At 62.0% G+C, this 24,252-nt stretch carries 14 protein-coding genes and 1 other RNA gene; 4 read left to right on the top strand and 11 right to left on the bottom strand.

All coding sequences use genetic code 11. From position 1 onward, the window contains the following. Nucleotides 1-34 precede the first annotated feature (34 nt). On the bottom strand, nucleotides 35-1,993 hold the full coding sequence (gyrB, locus tag NQ559_RS14680; protein WP_018696054.1) for a DNA topoisomerase (ATP-hydrolyzing) subunit B: 1,959 nt from the start codon (nucleotides 1,991-1,993) through the stop codon (nucleotides 35-37). Nucleotides 1,994-2,176: 183 nt separating this feature from the next. After that, on the bottom strand, nucleotides 2,177-2,914 hold the full coding sequence (locus NQ559_RS14685) for a cell division ATP-binding protein FtsE (protein ID WP_018696053.1): 738 nt from the start codon (nucleotides 2,912-2,914) through the stop codon (nucleotides 2,177-2,179). A gap of 251 nt (nucleotides 2,915-3,165) precedes the next feature. Here NQ559_RS14685 and NQ559_RS14690 point away from each other — a divergent pair, with 251 nt between their 5' ends. After that, nucleotides 3,166-6,351, top strand: coding sequence for an ATP-binding protein (locus NQ559_RS14690; RefSeq protein ID WP_018696052.1), 3,186 nt, complete (start codon nucleotides 3,166-3,168; stop codon nucleotides 6,349-6,351). Nucleotides 6,352-6,842: 491 nt separating this feature from the next. Beyond that, nucleotides 6,843-7,245: a transfer-messenger RNA gene (ssrA, locus tag NQ559_RS14695) on the top strand. A 215-nt stretch (nucleotides 7,246-7,460) separates the two neighbouring features. Here the strand turns inward: ssrA and NQ559_RS14700 are convergent. Next, nucleotides 7,461-9,380, bottom strand: a complete 1,920-nt coding sequence (locus NQ559_RS14700; RefSeq protein ID WP_018696051.1) for a BamB-related PQQ repeat family beta-propellar protein — start codon at nucleotides 9,378-9,380, stop codon at nucleotides 7,461-7,463. 84 nt (nucleotides 9,381-9,464) lie between these two features. On the opposite strand from NQ559_RS14700, the gene purT reads away from it, so the two are divergent. Next, complete coding sequence (purT, locus tag NQ559_RS14705) at nucleotides 9,465-10,643, top strand: formate-dependent phosphoribosylglycinamide formyltransferase (protein WP_018696050.1); 1,179 nt, start codon at nucleotides 9,465-9,467, stop codon at nucleotides 10,641-10,643. A 14-nt stretch (nucleotides 10,644-10,657) separates the two neighbouring features. Continuing rightward, entirely contained in the window at nucleotides 10,658-11,098 is a 441-nt protein-coding gene (locus NQ559_RS14710; protein ID WP_018696049.1) for a peptidylprolyl isomerase, read from the top strand. 67 nt (nucleotides 11,099-11,165) lie between these two features. Here NQ559_RS14710 and NQ559_RS14715 read toward each other — a convergent pair whose 3' ends face one another. The 8 genes from NQ559_RS14715 to NQ559_RS14750 form a co-directional block, all read right to left on the bottom strand. Beyond that, the gene (locus tag NQ559_RS14715) at nucleotides 11,166-12,017 is read right to left on the bottom strand and encodes a GNAT family N-acetyltransferase (protein ID WP_018696048.1); all 852 of its coding nucleotides are present in this window, start codon (nucleotides 12,015-12,017) and stop codon (nucleotides 11,166-11,168) included. A 196-nt stretch (nucleotides 12,018-12,213) separates the two neighbouring features. Further along, nucleotides 12,214-13,401: a pyridoxal phosphate-dependent aminotransferase gene (locus tag NQ559_RS14720; RefSeq protein ID WP_018696047.1), complete on the bottom strand. Its 1,188-nt coding sequence runs from the start codon at nucleotides 13,399-13,401 to the stop codon at nucleotides 12,214-12,216. 184 nt (nucleotides 13,402-13,585) lie between these two features. Beyond that, nucleotides 13,586-15,250, bottom strand: a complete 1,665-nt coding sequence (locus tag NQ559_RS14725; protein ID WP_022333169.1) for a putative transporter — start codon at nucleotides 15,248-15,250, stop codon at nucleotides 13,586-13,588. A gap of 127 nt (nucleotides 15,251-15,377) precedes the next feature. Next, complete coding sequence (locus NQ559_RS14730) at nucleotides 15,378-16,076, bottom strand: LrgB family protein (protein ID WP_018696045.1); 699 nt, start codon at nucleotides 16,074-16,076, stop codon at nucleotides 15,378-15,380. Continuing rightward, nucleotides 16,069-16,461 carry a CidA/LrgA family protein gene (locus NQ559_RS14735; protein ID WP_018696044.1) on the bottom strand — a complete coding sequence of 131 codons (393 nt, stop codon included), beginning with the start codon at nucleotides 16,459-16,461 and terminating at the stop codon, nucleotides 16,069-16,071. Before NQ559_RS14735 ends, NQ559_RS14730 begins: the two co-directional genes overlap by 8 nt. 485 nt (nucleotides 16,462-16,946) lie before the next feature. After that, entirely contained in the window at nucleotides 16,947-19,580 is a 2,634-nt protein-coding gene (gene feoB, locus NQ559_RS14740) for a ferrous iron transport protein B (protein WP_018696043.1), read from the bottom strand. A 170-nt stretch (nucleotides 19,581-19,750) separates the two neighbouring features. After that, complete coding sequence (locus tag NQ559_RS14745; protein WP_018696042.1) at nucleotides 19,751-21,115, bottom strand: efflux transporter outer membrane subunit; 1,365 nt, start codon at nucleotides 21,113-21,115, stop codon at nucleotides 19,751-19,753. Then, nucleotides 21,112-24,249 (bottom strand): efflux RND transporter permease subunit, encoded by a 3,138-nt coding sequence (locus tag NQ559_RS14750; RefSeq protein ID WP_018696041.1) that lies wholly within the window; start codon nucleotides 24,247-24,249, stop codon nucleotides 21,112-21,114. The genes NQ559_RS14745 and NQ559_RS14750 overlap by 4 nt, the downstream gene beginning before the upstream one ends. Between the last annotated feature and the right edge of the window lie 3 nt (nucleotides 24,250-24,252).

Genomic DNA, 24,252 nt, shown 5'->3' on the forward strand with positions numbered 1-24,252 from the left:
GCTCCTTTCGCAAGGGCAATCCTTTTCCTTTCCATTATGCGTCGATATTTGCGTAATGCGCGTTTTTCTCGATGAATTCGCGTCGGGGCGGCACTTCGTCGCCCATCAGCATCGAGAAGATGCGGTCTGCCTCGGCGGCGTTTTCGATGTTCACCTGGCGCAGGATGCGCGTGTCGGGGTTCATCGTCGTTTCCCACAACTGGTGGGCGTTCATCTCACCGAGACCTTTGTAACGCTGCACGTGCGCCCCCTTGCCGAATTCGGCGGTGATGGTGTCGCGTTCCTTCTCCGTCCAGCAATAGCGCTCCTGCTTGCCTTTCTTCACGAGGTAGAGGGGCGGGGTGGCGATGTAGACGTGGCCGTTCTCGATCAGCTCCTTCATCTTGCGGAAGAAGAACGTCAGCATCAGCGTCGCGATGTGGCTGCCGTCGACGTCGGCATCGGTCATGATGATGATCTTGTCGTAGCGGAGTTTCTCCAGGTTGAGCGCCTTGCTGTCCTCCTCGGTGCCGATCGTCACGCCCAGCGCCGTGAACATGTTCTTGATCTCCTCGTTCTCCCACATGCGGTGCTCCTGCGCCTTTTCGATGTTCAGGATCTTACCGCGCAGCGGCATGATGGCCTGGAAATTACGGTCGCGGCCCGATTTGGCCGTGCCGCCTGCCGAGTCACCCTCGACGAAGAAGATTTCGGCGATCGAACGGTCGCGGCTCGAACAGTCGGCCAGTTTGCCGGGGAGCCCGGCTCCCGAAAGCACGGTCTTTCGCTGCACCATCTCACGGGCGTGGCGTGCCGCATGGCGTGCCGTTGCGGCCAGGATGACTTTCGAAACGATGGCCTTGGCATCCTTGGGGTTCTCCTCCAGATAGTGCCCCAGGGCGGCGGACATCGCCTGATCTACGGCAGCCGAGACCTCGTCGTTGCCCAGCTTGGTCTTGGTCTGGCCCTCGAACTGCGGTTCCTGCACCTTCACCGAAACCACGGCCGTGAGGCCCTCGCGGAAGTCGTCGCCGTTGATGTCGAACTTCAGCTTGGCGAGCATGCCCGAATCCTCGGCGTATTTCTTGAGCGTGCGGGTCAGCGCGCGGCGGAAGCCCGTCAGGTGCGTACCGCCCTCGATGGTGTTGATGTTATTAACATAGGAGTGCACGTTCTCCGAGAACGAGTCGTTGTACTGCATGGCCACCTCGACCGGGACGCCGTTCCTTTCGGTGTCGAGGTAGATGATCTGGTCGATGATCGGCGTGCCGCGCGTGGCGTCGAGGTACTGGACGAACTCCTTGAGGCCCTCTTCCGAATAGAAGTGGTCTTCGCGGGTCTTGCCTTCGTCGTCCTTGCGCTTGTCGTAGAGGTTCAGGCGGATGCCCTTGTTCAGGAATGCCAGTTCGCGCAGGCGGTTGGCCAGGATGTCGTATTTGTATTCCGTCGTGAGCGTGAAGATGCTCTCGTCGGGTTTGAACGTGATGGTGGTGCCGCGGTCGGAGCATTCGCCGATGACCTCGACCTGCGACGTGGGGGCGCCCTTGCTGTACGTCTGGCGGTATACCTTGCCGTCGCGGCTGCGGATCTCGGCGATCAGCAGTGTCGAAAGCGCGTTCACGCACGATACGCCCACGCCGTGCAGGCCGCCCGAAACCTTGTAGCTGCCTTTGTCGAACTTACCGCCCGCATGGAGCACCGTAAGCACGACTTCGAGTGCCGATTTGCCCTCCTTTTCGTGGTAGTCGGTCGGGATGCCGCGGCCGTTGTCGCGTACGGTGATGGAGTTGTCCTCGTTGATCGTCACGTCGATGTCGGTGCAATAGCCCGCCAGCGCCTCGTCGATCGAGTTGTCGACCACCTCGTAGACCAGATGGTGCAGACCCTTCTCACCTATGTCGCCGATATACATGGCGGGGCGCTTGCGCACCGCCTCAAGCCCTTCGAGAACCTGGATATTCGAAGCGGAATATTCTTCTTCTTGCTTTTTTACGTTTTCTAATTCGGTACTCATCTGTCGTCTTTAAAATATCGTACAAATATACGAAATATATCCCGAATAAACAATAGCCGCATGGCTTCCGCCAGACGATTTTTTGCATTTGCAGGACGTTTCGGAGGGCGTTGCGCCCGCATCGGGCAGGACGTGCCGCAACATCCCCCGGATGGGGCTGGGGCGTGCGGGATTCGCGGTCTGCTACCCGAGTTCCGCCTTGAGGTCGACCTCGCGGATATGGCCCTGCGCAAAGAGGATGGCGCGCGCAGGGTAGTTCTCGATCAGGGCGGTGTTGTGCGTGGACATGACCACGGCACAGCCGCGGCCGGCGATCTCCTGGAAAAGCTGCATGATGCCTTCGGCCGTCACGGGGTCGAGGTTGCCTGTCGGTTCGTCGGCCAGCAGCACCTGCGGGTTGTTCAGGATCGCGCGGGCGATGACCAGCCGCTGCTGCTCGCCCCCCGAGAGTTCGAACGGCATTTTGTAGCTTTTGGCCCCGAGGTCTACGAGCTTGAGCACCTGGTCGATCCGCTCCCGGATCTCGTCTTCGCGCTTCCATCCCGTGGCTTTCATCACGTAATAGAGGTTCATGAAGACGTTGCGGTCGGTGAGCAGCTGGTAGTCCTGGAATACGATGCCGATCCGGCGGCGGAGGTGGGGGATGTCGCGGCGCCTGAGCCTGCGCAGGTCATAGCCTGCCACCCGCCCTTCGCCGGTGAGCAGCTGCACCTCGGCGTACAGGGTTTTGAGCAGGGTGCTCTTGCCGCTGCCGACGCGCCCGATCAGGTAAACGAATTCGCCCGGAGCCACGCACAGGTTCACATCCGACAGCACCATCTCGCCCCGGCGCATCAGCTTCTCGGCCGAGGTGCTGCCGAACGGGTTGTCCGCATGGTAGATGGCTGCGTTTTTCAGCCTTACGACATATTTTTCGCTCATAGGTTCTGGTCGCTGGAATTATTTTCCAAAGATAGTCAAAATATCCGTACGGGGATGCCGTCCGGGAGAAAAAAACGCCGTAAACCGTCCCGGGACGACGGTTCCGATGCTTTCCGGCCGGAAGTATATAACAAAAAAGCCCTTTCGGCTGAATGAAAACAACCGTATAATTTGCATTTCCGCCCGAGGGTGATTAAATTTGCACAACGGGCCGTGACGCCTCGGCCTGACAGTAAGCAAAAAATCTTTGAATGAAAGAAAACGAGATCCTGCGGGAGATTATGCGGGATGCCAAAATCGGTTGGTGGCAAGCCGACCGTAACCGCCGCGTGTTCCATATTTCGGAAGGGCTCCGCGACCTGCTGGGAGTTTGCTCGTGCGAAGTGACCTACGAAGAGTTCGGGAAGATGATAACTCCGGCCTACCGGGAATACGCCCTCGCCTCGATCGGGGTGCGGGGCGGCGCCGAACGCCTCTATCCGCTGCAAGGGGCGGAGGGAGAGATATGGTGCTACTGGAAACTGTTGCGCGAAGAGGTCGCCGACGACGGGGGAATGCTGCTGACGGGCTATTTCCGGGTGGTCGACCCGCCGTCCGAAGTGGTGAATTCGCAGGAAAAGCAACGCATCAATGACCTGCTGTTCCGGCTGAACAGCATTTCGCAGACGCTGCTTTCGCTGCTCAAGGTCGACGACCTGGATGCCGTGGTGAACAAAATCCTGGCCGACGTGCTGACCATGTTCGATGGCGGCAGGGCCTATATCATCGAATCCGACCCCGAACACCGCTTATATAATTGCACCTACGAAGTCACGGCCGAGAACGTCACCGGGGAGCAGGAGCTGGTAAGCGGCATTTCGATGGACGAGGTGCCCTGGTGGACGCAGCGCATCGCCAACGGCCAGCCCGTAATCATCTCTTCGCTCGACGAATTGCCCGACGAGGCTTTCCGCGAGCGCGAAGTGCTGGCCATGCAGGACATCAAGTCGCTGATCGCCGTGCCGCTCCTCTCGCGGGACAAGGTCTGGGGGTATGCCGGCATCGACATCGTGAACAGGCCCCGGATATGGACGGGTGAAGATTACCAGTGGTTTTCGTCGCTGATCAACATCATCAGCCTCTGCATCGAATTGCAGCGCTCCGAGCGCGAGGCGCAGTCCGAACGCAAATACCTCCAGAGCCTCTACCACCACATGCCCCTGGGGTATGCCCAGCTGCGGGTCATCCGGGACAGGCAGGGGAAACCCGTCGACCTGCTGGTGCTGGATACCAACTACACCGCCGACAAGATCATGGGTGCCAAGCGCGAAACCTATATCGGCAGGCGTATTTCCGAACTGGGGCTGGATATGGAGCAATATCTGGAAACCTTTGCGGAGGTGCTTCGCAGCAACGGCTTTATCGAGCGCGACTCCTTTTACGAGATCTCGAAACGCTGGATACACTCCATCCTCTATACGACCCGGCCCGACGAGGTGATCAGCCTCTTTTCCGATACTACCGAAATGCGCAATGCCCACGAGGCGCTGTTCAACAGCGAAAAAATGCTGCGCAATATTTTCGACAACGTTCAGGTCGGAGTGGAACTTTATGACAAAGAGGGCTATCTGGTCGACATCAACACCAAAGACCTCGACATCTTCGGCATCGAGGCGAAGGAGGATGTGCTGGGGGTCAATTTCTTCGAGAACCCGATCGTGCCCGGGGAGATCGCCCGCAACGTGCGCAACGGGCTGGAGCAGAGTTTCAGGCTCGATTACCCCTTCGACCGGCTGGGCGGCTACTATCCCTCCCGCAAAAAGGGCAGCGTGCAGATATATACGAAGGTGACCATGCTGTACGGCATGTCCGGCGAACTGGTCAATTTCCTGGTGCTCAATATCGACAATACCGAGATCAACGAAGCCCACAACCGGCTGGAGGAGTTCGAAAGCTCCTTCTCGCTGGTGAGCCGCTTCGGCAAGGTGGGGTATGCCCGCTTCGACCTGGTGACCCGCGACGGGTATGCCGTGCCGCAATGGTACCACAACCTGGGCGAGGAGAGCGACACCCCCATGACGCAGGTGATCGGCATCTACAACCACGTCAACCCCGAAGACCGCGAGGCTGTATTCCGGGAGATCGGGCGGGTCAAGGCCAACGAGTCGAACGGCTTCACGCTCGACCTGCGGGTCGGGCTCCGCGACGGCAAGAACGGGTGGACGCGCGTCAACGTGGTGCGCAACCCGCTGAATACCGACCCCTCGAAGATCGAGATGGTATGCGTCAATTTCGATGTCACGGAACTCAAGCAGACGGAGAAGAGCCTGATCGAAGCCAAGAACAAGGCCGAGGTCAGCGACCGCCTGAAATCGGCCTTCCTGGCCAATATGAGCCACGAGATACGTACGCCGCTCAATGCCATCGTGGGGTTCTCGAACCTGCTGGCCGAAACCGACGAAATCGGCGAGCGCCGCGAGTACATGCAGGTCGTCGAGGAAAACAACGACCTGCTGCTCAAATTGATATCCGACATCCTCGACCTTTCGAAGATCGAGGCCGGGACGTTCGAATTCAATTACGGCATGGTCGACGTCAACCGCATGTGCGAGGAGGCGGTGCGTTCGCTGCGCCTCAAGGTGCAGGACAGGCCCGTCGAATTGCTTTTCGGCGACCATGAGGAGCAATGCCGCATCGTCGGGGACAAGAACCGGCTGATGCAGGTCATCACCAATTTTATCAACAATGCGGTGAAATTCACCGAGCAAGGCTCCATCACGCTGGGCTACCGCCGGGAGGCCGGGGACTTGCTGTTCTACGTCGAGGATACGGGAAAAGGCATCTCCGAAGAGCATCTGCGCACTGTTTTCGACCGTTTCGTCAAACTCAACAGCTTTGCGCAGGGCACCGGGCTGGGGCTTTCGATCTCGAAGAGCATCGTCGAGCAGATGGGCGGGCATATCGGCGTCGAGTCGGAGGAAGGCCGGGGCTCCCGCTTCTGGTTCACCATACCTGCCGTGGCATGCAATGTCGGGCCGGACGACGAACCGTCCGTTGTGGCTGAGGCTCCGCATCCCGTGTCCCGTCAGGACGGGAAACTCCCGTTGCTGCTCGTGGCCGAGGATACCGACAGCAATTTCCTGCTGGTGTCGCTGATGTTCCGCAAGGAATTCGACATCGTGCGGGCCGTCAATGGCGAAGAAGCGGTGCGGATATGCCGGGAAATGAACCCTGCGGCCATCCTGATGGACATCAAGATGCCCGTGATGGACGGGTTCGAGGCTACGCGGCAGATCCGCAGGTTCGATCCCGCCGTGCCGATCGTCGCGGTCACGGCATTCGCCTACGACCGCGACCGGCAGAAAGCCCTCGCCGCCGGAGCCAACGAATACGTCGCCAAGCCGCTGAGCGGGGAGCATATTCGCCGCGTATTGGGGACATTGCTGGCAGGGGTGTAACCGCGCCGCGCGTTACGGGCTTCGCCGGCCGGGAAGTATCCGCCGTTTTCGGGGAGTTCGCCCGCCGGGAAACAATGGCGCGGCATAGCCCTCCCCGCAGGGAAACTTCTGCGGGCGGGATTGCCCAGTGCCTCACCCGCAGCCGCCTGCCGATGGGGCGTGCCTCGTTGCCGCACCCCTTCCGGGAGACGTCGCGGTGATTTTCGACGGCTTGTATCCGATAGGGTAATATCCTGTTGCAGCACTCCTCACGGTAATCATTCTGGTGCCCTCGACGGTCGCGCCGATATGGTAAGGTTCCCGCTGCTGCCCGCCCTTCGGGTGATCGTTGCGGCTCTCCGACGGCTGCAGCCGGTATGGCCGCGTCCGTTCCTGCCCTGTTTCCGGAAAATCTGCACCTTCCCGACGCTATTTCCTGCCGGAGGGTCGATATTTGAAAAAAAAGTATTATTTTTGCACTGTTTCCATGAGGCTTTGCCCCGCGAAATTCTGGGGGTGCCCGGTTTTGACAGCAGGCAGAGTTTGATTGTAAGCACGCCGAGCGCTGTGTGGCGGCTCGTAAATCCCGACACTCAAGATTCAAATGGCAATAACAGCTATGCACTCGCTGCATAATTTTCAAGGAAAATTAGCTTAATCGCCGGGCCCAAGGCGGCTTGGCGACGAGTATCCCGGGGAGTGGTTCCGCCCTTTAACCGCTTTCCATATGGGGTATCATCGATTCAGGGATAGTGCACCGGAGCGTCCCGGCCGGTGTGCGAAATTCAGGGACTGGGACTCGGGTTCGGTTGCCGCCTGCCAGGCCCGGGTAGAAGGATCAAACGGCGGCTAAGCGTGTAGAAAGCTTTCGGGTTCCCTGTTTGGACGCGGGTTCGACTCCCGCCACCTCCACGAATGTAAAACGCATCTGGTTTATTATTAACCAGATGCGTTTTCTTGTTGTATTATATCCTTTATTGCTTGCAGAACGGATGTCGGCGCAGCGGCCCTTCGCAACCCGTGGCGGACACTTTTATGCGACTCAAAACGTGGTTTCGGTCGTATGCCCTGCGGCCTTGTGGTGGCGATGGCCGGAATCCGGTCTGGCAGGCGTTCGTCGCCAAGAGCCGTCAGGGAATCCGGAAGAGCTTGCCTTCGGCGAAGGTAACCCACAGCGACCCGTCGGGTGCCTGCCGGAAATCGTTTCCCGCCGAATTGCAGCATTTCACACTCCACAGCAGCGTGCCGTCTTCGCGCACGGCGGCAACCTGCCCGAGTCTCCCGGCGACATAGACCACACCGTCGCGCACACAGGCCGGGCAGGAGTTGTATTCGTATCCCCATCCCAGATCGGTGCACCATGTTTCGCGGTAGGCGTCCGCCGACGTGTCTACGGCCGCCAGCTCGCCGTCCATCGTCTTGTAATAGAATTGCCGTCCGTCGCCGCCGAGGCCCGTCGTTTCGCGCGCTTTGCGGCTGTTGTCGCGCCATAGCTGCCGTCCGGTAGCCAGGTCGAGGCAGGTCACGGCCCGGTCGGGTGCTACGATGAAGACCTTGCCGCCGGCGATGCGGGGCACGACATGCCCCGGGGAGAGGAACACGCCGGGGTGGCCGTTGTTCCATTTCCAGAGGCATCTGCCCGTCGCGGCGTCGAGGCAATAAAGGTGCCTGTCCCACGCCCCGAATACCAGTTTTCCGTCCGCGAGCGTCGGGCGCCCCTGCGCCTGTCCCTGTCCGTAGTCGTAACGCCAGAGCAGTTTGCCGCTGCGCAGGTCTATGCGGCCGACGGAGCCGACGCCCAGCCCGATGTAGAGCGAGCTGCGGTCGACGAGCCCGTCGCCGACGACGGCCGTGGCGGTCGGCAGATGCCACCTTCGGCGGCCTGTCCGGGCGTCGAAGGCCCATATCCCGCCCGAGGCGGCGCCGACGATCACGAGCCCGTCCGTGCAGAGCGGGGTGGTGTAGAGCGCGTCGGGAAACCTGTGCCGCCACACTTCGCGCCCCCGGCGTGTGTCGTACGCCCGCAATACGCCCTGTGAATTGCCGTAGTAAAGCATGTCGCCGCAGCATCCCGCACCCGTCAGTACCATGGCGCTGTCCTGCAGGACGTATTCCATGCGGCCTTCGTAGTCGGGTGCGGCGGGCGGCGGGTCGCAGGGCAGGGCGAGTATCTGCGGATCCCCCTCCAGGCATACCGTATGGCGGGTGCGTGCGGCATGTCCGAGCGGCTTTTCGCGGATGCGCACCGAGTCGGCGAAGAAATCGAGCAGGGTATATCCCGGCGCCTCGCCCGGCCTGCCGGCCAGTGCCCGGCCGGGTATGCCCGCGATGCCGTCGAAATTGCGCAGGTCGAGCCGGTGATAGTGCCCGTAGAGCGAGGCGGTGATGCCCAGCCGTTTGAGCGTTGCGACCACCTCCTGCCTGTTGGTGAGGTCTTTGTTGAGCGGGTAGTGGCAGAGGCTTACGATACGTTCGCCGGGACGGGCCCCGGCGGCCTGCGCTCCGAGCCATGCGAGGTCTTCGGTGCGCACGACGCCGTCGGCCATTTTCATGTAGGGCCCGCAGTTGTAGCCCAGGAAAAGGTAGCCTCCCGCACGGTGCGCGACGCGCCCGTCATGGCCGAATATGCGGCGGAACGTCGTGCATCCGCTCTCCGACCAGGTCGTTTCGTGGTTGCCCATGACGGTGAACCACGGTTTTTCGAGCTGCGACATCAGCCCGTACACGTGCTCCAGTTCCTCGTCGCTGCCCGTGTTGGTGAGATCCCCGCCGAAGATGACCAGTTCGGCATCCGACGCGTTGGCTTCGGCGACGGCCACGCGGAAGAGCGAGTCCTGTGCATTGCCCGGCGAGACATGTATGTCGGTGAAAAAGACGACGTGCAGCGTATCGGCCGGGGTGGGGCGTGTTTGCGCCGCGGCGGTTCGGGTGTCCCGCCGCGCTGCGTGATCCGCCGTAGCGGAGGCTCCCGCCGCAGGCGCATGCACGGGGGCGAGTGCCGACAGGCACCACGCCATGCCGAGGCTCAGCCGGAGGATCTGTTTTTTCATGGCCGTCGAGGTAAGTTTTAATGCGGTAAGGTACGAAATTCAGGGCAAAAAACATATCTTTGTGCCACTGAAAAATACAGACATATGGCTAAAAAGATCATGCTGCTCGGTTCGGGCGAACTGGGCAAGGAGTTCGTAATCGCGGCGCAGCGGCTGGGACAGACCGTCGTGGCGTGCGATTCCTATGCAGGCGCCCCTGCCATGCAGGTGGCCGACGCCTGCGAGGTGTTCCCGATGCTCGACGGCGATGCGCTCGCCGCTGCCGTGGCCCGGCACCGCCCCGACGTCATCGTCCCCGAGATCGAGGCGATCCGCACCGAACGCCTCTACGACTTCGAACGCGAGGGCATCCAGGTCGTGCCGAGCGCCCGCGCCGTCAATTTCACGATGAACCGCAAGGCCATCCGCGACCTTGCCGCCCGGGAGCTGGGGCTGAAGACCGCCCGTTATTTCTACGCCACGTCGCTCGCCGAACTGGAGGAAGCTGCCGCCCGGATCGGGTTCCCGTGCGTGGTCAAGCCGCTGATGTCCTCCTCGGGCAAGGGGCAGTCGCTCGTCAGGAATGCCGGCGAACTGGAGAGGGCCTGGCACTACGGCTGCGAAGGGTCGCGCGGCGATATCCGCGAGCTGATCATCGAGGAATTCATCCGCTTCGACAGCGAAATCACGCTGCTGACCGTCACGCAGAAGGATGGCCCGACGCTCTTTTGCCCGCCGATCGGCCATGTGCAGAAGGGCGGCGACTACCGCGAGAGTTTCCAGTCGCCCTACGTGGCACCGGAACACCTTGCCCAGGCGCAGCGCATGGCGGCCGCCGTCACCGAAGCCCTAACCGGTGCCGGGCTGTGGGGCGTGGAATTCTTCCTGAGCCACGAAAACGGGGTCTATTTCTCCGAACTTTCGCCGCGCCCGCACGACACGGGCATGGTGACGCTGGCCGGGACGCAGAACCTCAATGAGTTCGAACTGCACCTGCGCGCCGTGCTGGGGCTGCCGATCCCCGCGGTGACTTTCGAACGCCTGGGCGCCACGGCCGTGGTGCTCTCGCCTCTGGCAAGCCCCGTGGCGCCGCGTTACGAGGGGATCGACCGGGCGCTGGCCTCCGATCCCCGTACCGACGTGCGGATCTTCGGCAAACCTTCGGCGCGCGTCAACCGCCGTATGGGCATCGTCGTGGGCTATGCGCCGCTGGGCGACGACCTCGATGTTCTGCGCGGACGGGTGAAGGCCGCGGCCGCCGAAATCAAAGTCCTCGAACCTTAAAAACCTGTTTCGATATGGCACAATATGCAATTATTTCGACCGAGAAAGGCGACATGAAGGCCGAGCTCTATACGGAGGAGACCCCCGGTACGGTGGCGAACTTCATCGAGCTGGCCAACCACAATTTCTACGACGGGCTGACCTTCCACCGGGTAATCCCGGGCTTCGTCATCCAGGGCGGCTGCCCGCGGGGCGACGGCACGGGCGGCCCCGGGTACAAGATCAAATGCGAGACCTCGGCGCCGCGCCAGTACCACGACCGGGGCGTGCTCTCGATGGCCCATGCCGGAAAGGACACGGGCGGCTCGCAATTTTTTATCTGCTGCGCCCGCGAGTCGACGCAGCACCTCGACGGCCGCCACACCTGCTTCGGCCGGGTGGTCGAGGGGCTGGACGTCATCGACGACATCCGTCCCGGCGACCTGATCCTCTCGATCCGCATCGCGGAGGAGTAGGCATACCGCCCGCGTGTACATGAACAAAGCCCTCCCTGTGCGGAGGGCTTTGTCCTTGCCCCCCCCCTTATATTTTTTTCACCATTTCGAACTGCCGCCCCGTCACGGCGATGTTCGCCGCCTCCAGGAACGCCGTTAACGATTCGCAGCCGGCCTCGGTGTTTATGGCCTTGACCGAATCCGCCTTGTTGAGCCGGAGCGCTTCCCGCAGCAGCGAGGTGGCGATCCCCCGCCGCCTGTACCGCTTGTCGACAGCGATCAGGGCAATGTCGCCCGAGGCGGGTTCGAAGATGCAGTATCCCACTTGTGTCCCCTCTGCGCGGGCGCTCAGCCCGGCGAAGTCCCCCGCAGCCCGCCTTATGGCCTCGGGGCTGTTCTGCCAGGAGGGCATGAAATCCCAGAACTGCGGATCGGGGGCGAACCGTCCCACATCGACGGGCGTTACCGTACAGGCAATGTCCGGGATTTTCGCGCCGAGGTGCACCTGCGCGTCCTGTTGTATGGAATAATTGAATTCACGCGCCGTTTCGAACCCGAGCTTCCGGTAGACCGATACCGCCTTTGTGTTGTGTTGCAGGACTTCCAGCAGGTATTGCCGGATTCCGGCCTCCCGCAAATAGGGAATGGAGTGTTCGAAGACCTTTGCGGCGAGCCCCTGCCCGCGATAGGCTTCGAGGGTTCCCGTGCCGGTGTCGTAGGCTGTCGGCAGGCCGTTGAAATTCCCTGTCCCGTTCAGGGTGAACGCGGCGATCCGCTCCCCGTCGAACGCGGCGAACGACAGGCGGGGATCGAAACCGCGCCTTCGCAGCATGCGCCGGAGCTGCGTTTCGTCCAGTTGGACTTCGTAATCGGCGAATGCCTGGCCGAATGCCTCGAACAGCGTGCCGAAACATGTATTTTCCAGTGATTTTATCTCCATATGCGTCTGTTTCGGGTTTCGGGGGACAGGGCTCCGTCCCCTCTTTTCAAGAGTCGTCGGTTGCAGCTTCTTCCCGCTGCGGGATCGCGCTTTACGCCGGGCACCGCCCCCTCTTCGCCGGAAAGCTGCCTGAAAAAAACTCCCCTCGGGAACCGATGTCCGCGAGGGGAGCGCCTTATTCCGTATTGCCCGGGAGTTACTTCCCGAACTTGGCGATGATATTGTCCGTAGCTTTTTTCAGCAATTCCTCGGGGCAGCAGAGGGTGATGCGGATGTAACGGTTGCCCTCCGAGCCGAAGATGCCGCCCGGGGTCAGGAACACGTCGCATTTGTCCATCACCTCGTCCGAGAACGCAAAGCTGTCGCCCTCATACGACTCGGGCAGCTCGGCCCATACGAACAGGCCGGCCTGGTGCTCGCGGTATTTGCATCCCAGCGCGTCGAGCAGCGCATAGGCCTGCTTCTCGCGGCCGTAATAGATGTCGTTCAGCTCCTTGAACCACTCTTCGCCCAAAGCCAGCGCCGTGTCGGCCGCCGCCTGGATCGGGTAGAACATGCCCGAGTCCATGTTCGACTTGAACGTCAGGATCGAGTCGATCCACTCCTTCTTGCCCACGACGACGCCCACGCGCCAGCCGGCCATCGAGTGACCTTTCGACAGCGAGTTCATCTCCAGTGCGACGTCGCGTGCGCCCTCGGCCTCCATGATCGAGATCGGGGCGGCGGCATTGCGGATGAAACTGTACGGGTTGTCGTGCACGATCAGGATGTTGTGCCGGGCGCCGAAATCCACGATTTTCTGGAACAGCTCCATCGTCGGGGTCTGGCCCGTCGGCATGTTGGGGTAGTTGACCAGCATCATCTTCACGCCGTCCAACCCGGCCTTCTCGATCGCCTCGAAGTCGGGATAGAAGCCGGTCTGCTTGTTCAGCGCATAGGGAACCATCTCGCCGCCCGAGAGGCGCACGGCAGCCGAGTAGGTGGGGTAGCCGGGGTTGGGCACGAGCACCTTGTCTCCCTTATTGAGGAACGTCATGCATATGTGCATGATGCCCTCCTTCGAGCCGATCAGGGGCAGTACTTCGTTGTTGTAGTCCAGTTCCGTGCGGTACCATTTCTTATACCAGTCCGCAAAAGCCTTGCGCAGGATGGGTTCTCCCTTGTAAGACATGTATTTGTGTACGTCGGGGCGCTGTGCCTCCTTTGCGAGGCGGTCGATGACCGACTGGTGCGGGGGCAGGTCGGGGCTGCCCATAGCGAGTTTCACGATCTGACGGCCCGTTGCCGCTTCGATTTCGGCGATCTCGCGCAGACGGCGCGAAAAATAGTACTCTCCGATGCCGTCCAACCGATGGGAACGGGCGATGTTGACTGCTTTTGCCATAGTATAAGGGTGTTTGGATTTTTGCCAGCAGCAAAGATAGGTATTCCGATTAAAATTTAAAAGCCATCGTTGAATTTTATCTGCCATCCGACTCTCTCCGCCGCTTCATTTCTCGCCCCAAACTGCTTTTGAGCGACATGCGGGACGGGTAACAGTTCGTAACATTTTTTACGAACCGTCCCGCTTACAGCGAGAAGAGGATGAATATCTGCGCCGTCAGCACGCGCAGGAACATCACTACGGGATAGACCGTCGAATACCCCACGGCCGGCATGTCGTTGCCTGCCGTCGCATTGGCGTAGGCCAGCGCCGGGGGATCGGTCGTCGATCCGGCGATAAGTCCCATCAGCGTGTAGTAGTTCATCTTGAGCCACAGCCGCGCTACCAGCGCGACGATTATCAGCGGCAGGACGGTGATGGCGACACCGTATCCGATCCAGCGGTAACCGCCGTCGACGATGGCGTCGATGAATCCGTCGCCCGCGCCGATGCCCACCGCCGCGAGGAACAGCGCGATGCCGATTTCGCGCAGCATCAGGTTGGCGCTCATCGTAGTGTAGGTGACCAGGTGGAAATGCGTGCCGAAGCGTCCGATCAGGATGGCCACGATCAGCGGGCCTCCTGCCAGTCCGAGCTTCACGGGCTGGGGTACGTTGAGCAGCGGAATCGACCCCAGCAGCACACCTAAAGCGATACCTACGAAGATCGTCACCAAATTAGGCTGGTTCAGCTTCTTGAGCGAGTTGCCCAATACGTCGGCCACCTGCGCCACGGCTTTCGCGGGCCCTACGACCATCACGCGGTCGCCGACCTGCAGTTCCAAGCCCTGATAGGGGATCAGATCGACGCCCGCGCGGTTTACGCGCGTGATGGTGATGCCGTATTTCGTGCGCAGGCGCAGGTCGGAGAATTTCTTGCCGTTGAGCGACGATTTCGTAATCAGGATGCGGCGCGACACCAGCTCGGCATTGGGCGTATTGTTGCCCCACTGCTCGTCGGTCATCTCCACGCGGCGGCCGAAGAAGGCCACGATCGCCTCGATGTCCTCGGCCTGCGAGATCAGCCACAGCCGGTCGCCGATATGTATCACGCTCTCCGCATCGGCCATCGAGATCGTTCCGTCGGGACGCAGGATGCGCGATATGACGAACTGACGGTTGATCAGGTCGCGGACATAGGCCACCGTGCGGCCGTCGAGCGTCTTGTTGGTGAATTCGACCGAAACCTTGTCGGCGAGTTTGTGTTCGCGGCTCAGCGCCGCCAGCCCCTCGTCCTCCTTTTCGAACTTCACGCGCAGGGCGTAGCGGATGAAGATCATCGTGAATATGATGCCCACGACGCCGAGCGGATAAGCCACGGCGTATCCCAGCGCGATCGTGGGGTCTTCGATTCCCAACGCATCGGTGTAAGCCTGCTGCGCGGCACCCAGTCCGGGGGTGTTGGTCACTGCGCCCGAAAGGATGCCGACCATCGTCGGAATCGGCGTGCCCGTCGCCAGATGAACTACATAGGCCGTCGCCACGCCCAGCAGTACGATCGCTACGGCACACATGACCAGCGTCATGCCGCCGTGTTTGAACGATGCGAAAAATCCCGGTCCGACTTGCAGACCGATCGAGAAGACGAACAGAATCAGCCCGAATTCCTGCACGAAGTGCCTGACCTCGCCGTCCACCGTCATTCCGAAATGACTCAGGACGATACCTACGAACAGAATCCATGTGATTCCGAGCGAGATGCCGCCGATTTTGACTTTTCCGAGCAAAATGCCGATGGTGATGACCAATGCGAAGGTCAGCACGGCATGGGCGATGCCGCTGCCGAAGAACAAGGTGTGTAACCACTCCATATTAACCTACTTTTGTGCGAATTGCCAGCAATTGTGCAAAAGTAGTATTTATTATAGAATTTAAAAAACTTTGATGCGACTTTTATGAGCCCGATATATGCCCGTCCGCCTGCCGCAGGGCTTACTGCTAATACAGATACCGCTCCATCAGCGGCATCAGCAGCGCCGTAGCCAATCCCATCAGGGCCATCGCCAGCCCGCTCAGGGCTCCTTCGACGGCTCCCATCTCGATGGCGCGCGCCGTACCGATGCCGTGCGCCGCGGCTCCCAGCGCAAACCCCCTTGCTTCGGCATCCCGCACGCCGCAGCGGCGCAGGATCCACTCGCCGAAGATACTGCCGAAGATCCCCACGCAGAACACCACGACCGACGTGACGGGGACGATGCCGCCCAGCGGCCCCGAAACCGACACGGCGATGGGCACGGTGACCGACTTGGGGGCTATCGAGTTGAGTATCTCGCGTCCGGCGCCGAACGCCATGGCGATATATACGACGCTCAGCACGCCCGCCACGCAACCCGCAAGGGTGGCGATGCCGACCGGGAGCAGGCTTCCGCGCAGTTGTTCGACCTGTTCGTAGAGCAGGTAGCCGAGTGCGACGACCGACATGCCCAGGGCAAAGTCGAGGATGCCCGTGGCTTCCTGGTAGCGGGCATAGCCGATGTCCGCCGCACGGAGGAATACGATGACGGCGACGAACGTGAGCAGCACGGGATGCAGCAGCGGCATCCGGATGCGGCGGTAGACCGCCGTCCCGAGGCAGTAAAGCCCCACGGTGAGCGTCAGCAGGAAGAGGTCGGTGGAGAGGAACGCCTTGTCAATCATTGTCCGGGGTGTTTACGGCGGTTTCACGAAGGTGCCGGATGCGGCGCAGGCGCGAGCGGCGGTTCAGGCTCTGGAACGTCTGCCCCGTCACCAGCAGGACGATGATCGTCGAGGCGATGCCCGAGATTACGATCGCCCACAGGTTGTCGAGGATCACGCGGTAGGAGTCCATCAGCCCTACGCCGTAGGGGACGAAGAAGAGTGCCATGGCCCCCAGCAGGAACCGGGCTGCGGGACGTACCGTTTCGGCTTTGACCCAATGCAGGCACAAGGCTGCGAAGAGCAGGATCATGCCGATGATGTTACCTGAAACATAACCTCCGGTAAGGATGCTCAATGCATTGCCGATCAGCCAGAAAAGAAGGATGTAAAAAAGTCCGGACATTGCGTGTGCGCTTGATTCCGGGGCAAAGATAATGTTTCCCGGCGGAAATTGTTCCTCCCGCCTGCGATTTTATGCGCGGCGTGCCGCCTCCGGCTTCGGAGGCGCATTCCGGATCGGGCTTGCGGGAGATGCCGGCCTTGCCGTTGTCCGTGGACGGGCGCCATCCTGCGGGGTGTGGCCGCCGGAAACCTCTTTTTTGGGGAGGTAACCCGGCATGCCGGTGGAAAAATGGCGGAAAGGGAGGATCCGTCCGATCCGCACCCCTTTCCGGCGAGCGGGCCTTTTCAGCCCGGTATTTTTCGGGCTATGGTCTGCCGTTGCCGCCACGCCCCCTGCGGCGTGCCGTCTTAAGCGCGCAATGCGTACTGGCGCACGACGCGCATCCGCCGCGCCCCCTGCCCCTGAAGAAGCACCACATCCGCCGCAGTACGACGGCTGCGACCACGATGCCGATACCCCAGACCGCAAAGTCCTGCCACCCCATGTCAGAGCCACATGAAAAGGCGGTAGACCGCCCATGCTACGACCCACGCCAGCACCGTGTTGTAGGCCACGGCAGCCGTAGCCCATTTCCACCCGGCCTCGGCGCCGATGGCGGCGATGGTCGCAATGCAGGGGAAGTAGAGGAGGATGAATACCAGGAAAGCCAGTGCCGATGCCTGCGTGAAGTCGCCGCTTGCCAGCAGCTTGCGGGAGAGGTTCACGGTTTCCTCGTCTTCGCCGGCCAGCTCTGCGACCTTGCCCGCCTGCGTGTCCGTGCCGACCTGTGCGTCAGTGTTTTCCGCAATGCGGATCGCCGTCTGTCCGTCCGCCCCGCCGATAATGGCGATGCTGCCTTCCGGCAGGTTCCCGATCTCGATCTTTTCGCCCGATCCCGTGACGATCTCCGTCGTGCCGGCACCGGGGGCGCTTGCCGCCTCCCCGCCGTCGGGATAGAGCACGCCGAGCGTGCTGACGACGATCTCCTTGGCCGGGACACCCGACAGCAGTGCCACGCCCGCCTTCCAGTTCAGCCCCAGCGGACTGAAAATCGGCGCACAGCTTTGCCCCAGACGCCCGAGGTAGGAGTTCTCGTAGTGGGCCGTCGTGCCGCCCTCTTCGCTGCGGGGGTAATAGCTCAGGAACCATACGACCATCGAAGCGATCAGGATCATGCCTCCCATCTTGCGCAGGTATTGCGCGCATTTGTCCCACATGTGGGTGAGCGTCGTCTTCCATGTCGGCAGGCGGTAGGGCGGCAGTTCCATGACGAAGGGCGTTTCGTCCACCGGGAACATGAAGCGCCGCATCAGGCGTGCCGTGACGACGGCCAGCACGACTCCCAGCACATAGAGCCCGATCATCACCAGACTGGCGTCGGCGGCGAAGAACGTCCCGGCGAGCAGGAGGTAGATCGGTATTCGGGCACTGCATGACATGAAGGGGGTTATGAGTATGGTTATCAGCCTGCTGCTTCGGCTCTCGATCGTCCGGCAGGCCATGATGGCCGGGACATTGCAGCCGAAGCCCATGATCAGCGGGATGAACGATTTGCCGTGCAGGCCGATGCGGTGCATCACGCGGTCCATGATGAACGCGGCGCGCGCCAGATAGCCCGAATCCTCCATGAACGAGATGAACAGGTAGAGGATCATGATGTTGGGCAGGAAGACGATGACCGCCCCCACGCCGCCGATGATGCCGTCGACCAGCAGGTCGCGCAGCGGCCCCGCGGGAAGGAGCGCGTCCACGCCGCTGCCGATCCATCCCACGAGCGTGTCGATCCACTCCTGCGGGTAGGCGCCGAGGCTGAACGTGCACCAGAACATCAGCCACATCAGGAAAAAGAAGATCGGGAAGCCCCACAGCTTGTGCGTCACGAAGGTGTCGATCAGCTTCGTGGCCGAGGCCTCTTCGCGTTTTCCCGGGGTGTAGGTCTCCTTGAGCGCCCCCTGAATGAACCCGTATTTCTGGTTGGCGAAAGCCGTCTCGACATCCTCGCCCAGGGCCTCGGCGATGCGCTTCGCCTCGCGGTCGCGGATCTCCACCCACTCGGGATAGCGGCTGCTGCCGCGCAGTTGTTCCTCGACCTGCCTGTCGCCTTCGAGCATCTTCATGGCATAGTAGCGTGGCGGGAAGGCCTTGGGCAGTTCGCCGCGGTAGTCGCTCATGTCGTCCTTGAGCCGCCGGAGCCCCTCCTCGATGACGGGGCCCATGTTTATATGGATGTGGCGTACGCGCTCGTCCTGATTTTCGTACACGGCGATCACGGTGTCCAACAGCGCCTCGATACCTTTGCCGTTGCGAGCCTCGACGGGTACCATCGGTACGCCGAGCATCCGTCCCAGGTTGTCGTAATCGAGCTCCGAACCGCGTGAATTGAGCTCGTCATACATATTGAGAGCCACCACCATGCGCGGGTTTATGTCGATCAGCTCGGTCGTCAGGTAAAGGTTGCGTTCGAGGTTCGACGCCACGACCGAGTTGATGATGACGTCGGGCGTCTTTTCGGCGATATGGCTGCGGACGTAACGCTCCTCGGGGGTATAGGCCGAAAGGGCATAGGTGCCCGGCAGGTCGGTCACCTCGAAGCGGTAGCCGCGGTAGTAGCGGTGGCCGCTCTTGGCGCCGACGGTCACGCCGCCGTAGTTGCCCACGTGTTCATGGCCGCCCGATATGGCGTTGAAAAGCGAGGTCTTGCCGCTGTTGGGGTTGCCCACGAGCGCCACGCTGATCGTGCGGCTGTGGCGCGAGATGACCTCGTCGGCCGTGGCGCAGTCGTCGTCCGCGCCCGGTGTCCCTGCGGCAGGGCATTCGGGGATTTGTTCCGGCGTTCCGCAGCCGCAATGCCCGTGGTGGTGCCCGTGATGAGGGCGGTGACGGTGATGTCCTCCGGCAAGGTATTCGTTCACTTCGCTGTCGGAGAGTACGACGACCATGTCGGCCTCGGTACGGCGCAGCGAGATGTCGTAGCCCATGATTTTATATTCGATCGGGTCTTTCAGGGGGGCGTTGAGTATCACTTCGACCCGCTGCCCGCGGATGAACCCCATCTCCATGATACGTCGGCGGAAGCCTCCGTGACCCGTTACCTTGAGGATCGTGGCCGACTCGCCGGTTTTAAGTTCGGATAAACGCATTGTCGCTCTTTGTTTTGGCGCCAAAGATACGACTTTGCGGCCGGATATGCAATCCCCATTTGTGGGTATATTGGGGCGCGTATCCGGCCTGCCGCTTCTGTGCGGCAGGGCGGGGCCGGTCCGTCGGCGCGCCGTTTTTCGCCTGTGTCAAACGCCTGCGTCGGGCGGCGCTACCACCCGCCGCCCAGCGCCTTGCAGAGGTTCACGTAGTTGATGTACTGCTGCGCCACGAGGTTCACCAGCCCCATCTGCGACTGGTAGAGGCTTCGTTGGGCGTCGATCACGTCGAGGTAGTCCGACAGCCCGCTGCGGTAGAGCGCCTGCGTCATGGTGGCGATACGGTCGTTCGAGACGACCAGTTCGCAGTAGCGCTCCGCCTGCCCGCGGTAGGTGGCGATGGCGACCAGCGCCTTCTCGACATCTGCGAATGCCGTCAGCACGGTTTGCTCGTAAGTCTTTGCCGCCTGCGTATAACGTTCCATGGCTGCCAGCTCCGAGCGGCGCAGCTTGCCGAAGGCGAACAGGGGTTGCGTGAGCGAGCCCAGCGCATCCCACGCCCAGGGGTTTGCCGCAGTTAAACCTTTGATCGAGTTGGATGCTATTCCGCCTTTGGCCGTCAGTGCGATGGACGGGAACCTTGCCCCGCGTGCGACCCCGGCTTCGGCAGCCGCCCGAAGCATGTCGTAACGCGCTTCCATGATGTCCGGACGCCGCTTGAGCAGTTCCGACGGAAGCCCTACGGGGATGTCGGCGGGATGGCGGTCTACGAGCAGGCGCAGCCCCGAGCCCGTGCTGTCCGCCGCCTGCGGCGTTTCGCCCAGCAGGATGTCGAGCGACAGCCGCGTCTGCTTCACGGCACGTTCGTATTGCGGGATGTCCGCCTCGGCCGTGTAGACCAGGCTGCGTGCCTGCTCCAGCGCCACGCCGTCCGACATGCCGTAGCGGAACATCGAGTCGATCAGTGCGGCCGATTCGCGCCGCAGGGTGCAGCTGCGCCGGGCGATCGCCAGGTCGCGTTCGTATTCGAGCAGCGTGAAGTAGGTCGTGGCAACCTCCGCGGCCAGCGACAGCCGCACGCCCCGCAGCGCCCATTCCGAAGAGGCGATTTGCGCCCTGGCCGCCCGTTTGGCGTTGCGCAGCTGCCCGAACAGGGCGATTTCCCACGAGAGCGACGGTTCGACGGCGTAGGTCTGTACGATCTTGGTCTGCGGCGTGTATTCCCCCTCGGCCGTGACGCCTATGCCCACCTGGGGCAGGAACTGCGCCCGCACGACGCCGAGGTTCTGCCGCGCCTCTTCCACGCGCGAAGCCGCTACGGCCACGTCGCGGTTGTTCTCCAGCGCCCGCTGCACGAGGTTGTCGAGCACCGTGTCCCCGAACAGCCGCCACCAGTCGGAGGCGAGCGCCGCGGTGTCCCGCGGGAAGCCTTCGCCGTAGAGGTAGCCGTCGGGCACGTCGACCTTGGGCGGGTAGAAACGGGGTGTGCAGGCCGCGCAGGCGAGCGCGAAGATTACGGTAAGGTATCCGGTTTTCATAGTTTTTCCTCCTGTTTTTTGCGTTCGCGGCGGCGTTCGAAATTCCCGATGCGCCCTACGAAATAGTAGAGTGCCGGGTAGACGAAGATGCCCAGCAGCGTGGCGAACAGCATACCGCCCACCAGTGCCACGCCCATGATGTTGCGTGCCGTGGCGTAGACCCCGCTGGCGAATACCAGCGGCATGACGCCGAGGATGAACGCGAAGGCGGTCATGATGATCGGCCGCACGCGCAGTTTGGCGGCGCCGATCGCGGCGTCCATCAGCGACAGGCCCTTTTCGTTGAACAGCCGGTCGGCGTATTCCACGACCAGGATGGCGTTCTTGGCCGCCAGGCCGATGAGCATGACCAGCGAAATCTGCATGTAGACATCGTTGACGAAGAAGGCGTCCAAAAGGTGCGATACCCCGATGAAGAGCACGGCGCCCAGCACTGCGACGGGGACGCTCATCAGGATCGCCAGCGGCAGTCCCCACGATTCGTAGAGCGCCGCGAGGGCCAGGAAGACGAACACCAGCGCCAGCAGGTAGACCAGCCCACCCGTCTTCGAGGCATTGGCTTCCTGATAGGAGGTGCCGCTCCACGCCGTGCCGATGTCGTCGGGCAGCACCTCGCCGGCCGTACGGGTGATCTGCTGCATGACGGTCGTGGTCGAGGCGCGCGCCGCGGGCGTCACCGTGAGGGAGATCGAGCGGTAGAGGTTGAACTGCGAGACGTATTCCACGCCCACCGTGTCGACGACCTCCACGAACGACGATACGGGCACGCTCTCACCCGAGGACGAGGCGACGTAGTAATTGTCGAGCGAACGTTTGTCGATCCGGTATTCGGGAGCCGCCTGAATATAGGTCTGGTAGAGCTTGCCGAAACGCGAGAAGTTGTTGATGTAGGCGCCTCCCAGCAGGGTCGTCAGGTCGCCGTACAGCACGCCCAGGTCGACGCCTGCGGCGAGCGCCTGCTCCTTGTCGATGCGCAGGCGGCGCTGGGGCACCCCGGCGTTGAACTGCGTGGTCACCGAGGCGATCGAGGGCTGTTTGCGCAACGAATCCATCAGCCGTCCGGCCTGGGCGAGCAGGTAGGCCGTGCCGCGCCCTTCGAGATCCTGCACCTCGACCGATACGCCCGAGGTGATGCCCAGCCCGGGGATCGAGGGCGGGATGAAGGCATAGCACTCGGCTCCCGGCACGGCGACGTACAACTCGTCGGTGAGTTTCTGTGCGATTTCCATGGCCGAGAGTTTGCGGTCGGCGAAGTCGACCAGCGAGACGAAGATGATGCCGCTGTCGGTCGAGGCGATGCCCGCCATCATGTTGAAACCCGCGGCGAACGAGGTCGAGGCCACTTCGGGCAGGATGCGGATCACGGCGTCGGCCTCTTCCATGGCGGCCTGTGTGACGGGAAGCGCCGAGGCTTCGGGCGTGGAGACCATCACCATGACGTAGCCCTGGTCTTCCTCGGGGAGGAACCCCGCGGGCAGCTTGCGCCATACGACGAAGATGACCGCGAGTACCACGGCGATGAATACGCCCGTGCGCGTCACGTGGCGGATAAGCGTCGGCGTAAAGGCCGTATAGCGATCCATGTTGCGGGAGAAGGAGCGGTTGAAGGCGGCGAAAAAGCCTTTCTGCGGCGGTTCGCGGCGGCGCAGCAGCAGGGCGCAAAGCGCCGGGGAGAGCGTCAGGGCGTTGAATGCCGAGATCACCACCGAGACGGCGATCGTGATGGAGAACTGCTGGAACAGCCGCCCCGTGATGCCGCCCGTGAACGACACGGGGACGAATACGGCCAGCAGCACGACCGTCGTGGCGACGATGGGCGAGGCGACGTTTTTCATGGCTTCGAGCGCCGCGGCGCGGGGCCGCATGCCGGCGGCGATATTGACCTGCGCGGCCTCGACGACCACGATGGCGTCGTCGACCACCAGGCCGATGGCCAGCACCAGCCCCAGCAGCGAGATGATGTTGACCGAGAAGCCCAGCAGCGGGAAGAGCGCGAAGGCCCCGATGAGCGAGACGGGGATAGCCACGAGCGGGATGACGGTCGCCCGCCAGTCCTGGATGAAGAGGTAGATGATGAAGATCACCAGGATGAGGGCGATCACCAGCGTGTGGAATATGTCCCGGATACCGGCGTCGATGCTGGTCGTGGTGTCGACGATCGTGGTGGCCGCAATGCCGTCGGGCATGCGTTTTTCGAGCCGTGCCATCGCCGCCCTGACCTTCTTGCCCACCTCCACGGCGTTGCTGCCGGGCTGCTGGTAGACGACGATCATGGCCGTGGGCTTGCCCTCGAAGAGCGAGCTCACGCCGTAGCTCTGGCTGCCGAGCGAAACCTCGGCCACATCGCACAGCCGGATCTGCTGGCCTTCCGAAGTCGTGACGACCACGATGTCGCCGAACTGCGCGGGGGTGGTGATCTGCGGCGGCATGGTCACCGTATAAGTATAGGTGGTGCCGTCGGGCGCGGGTTCGGCCCCGAACTGCCCGGCGGGGTAGATGCCTCCCTGGTTCTCGATGGCCGCGGTGACGGCCGAAACCGGGATGCCGTAGTATTTCAGCACGTCGGGCTTGAGCCATACGCGCATGGCGTACTCGCCGGCGCCCATGATCGACACTTTGCCTACGCCGTCGATCTTGAGCAGCTCGTTCTGGAGGTTGATGTAAGCGTAGTTGGAGAGGAACTCGGCGTCATAGCGTCCATCGCTGTGCAGCGAGAAGACCAGCAGGAAGCCGGTCATGGTCTTGCGCGTGGTGACGCCCTGCTTGGTGACCGTCGCCGGGAGCTGTGCGGTGGCCGAAGAGACGTTGTTCTGCGTGAAGATGGCGTCCAGGTCGGGGTCGGAGCCTATGTCGAAGGTCACCTGCATGACCATCGAACCGTCGTTGGCGCTGGTGGTCTGCAAGTAGAGCATGTCGCTCACGCCCATGACGCTCTGCGCCACGGGCGTCGCCACGGCGTTGTTGACCGTCTCGGCATCGGCGCCGTCGTACGTGGCCGAGACCTCGACCACGGGCGGCGTGATGTCGGGGTATTGTTCGATCGGCAGGTTCAGGATCGAAATCAGCCCCACGATGACGATGACGATGGCCAGCGACAGGGCGAAGATCGGGCGCGAAACGAAAAATTTCTCCATGGC

Source organism: Alistipes onderdonkii (assembly GCF_025145285.1).
In the GTDB taxonomy this organism is placed as follows: domain Bacteria; phylum Bacteroidota; class Bacteroidia; order Bacteroidales; family Rikenellaceae; genus Alistipes; species Alistipes onderdonkii.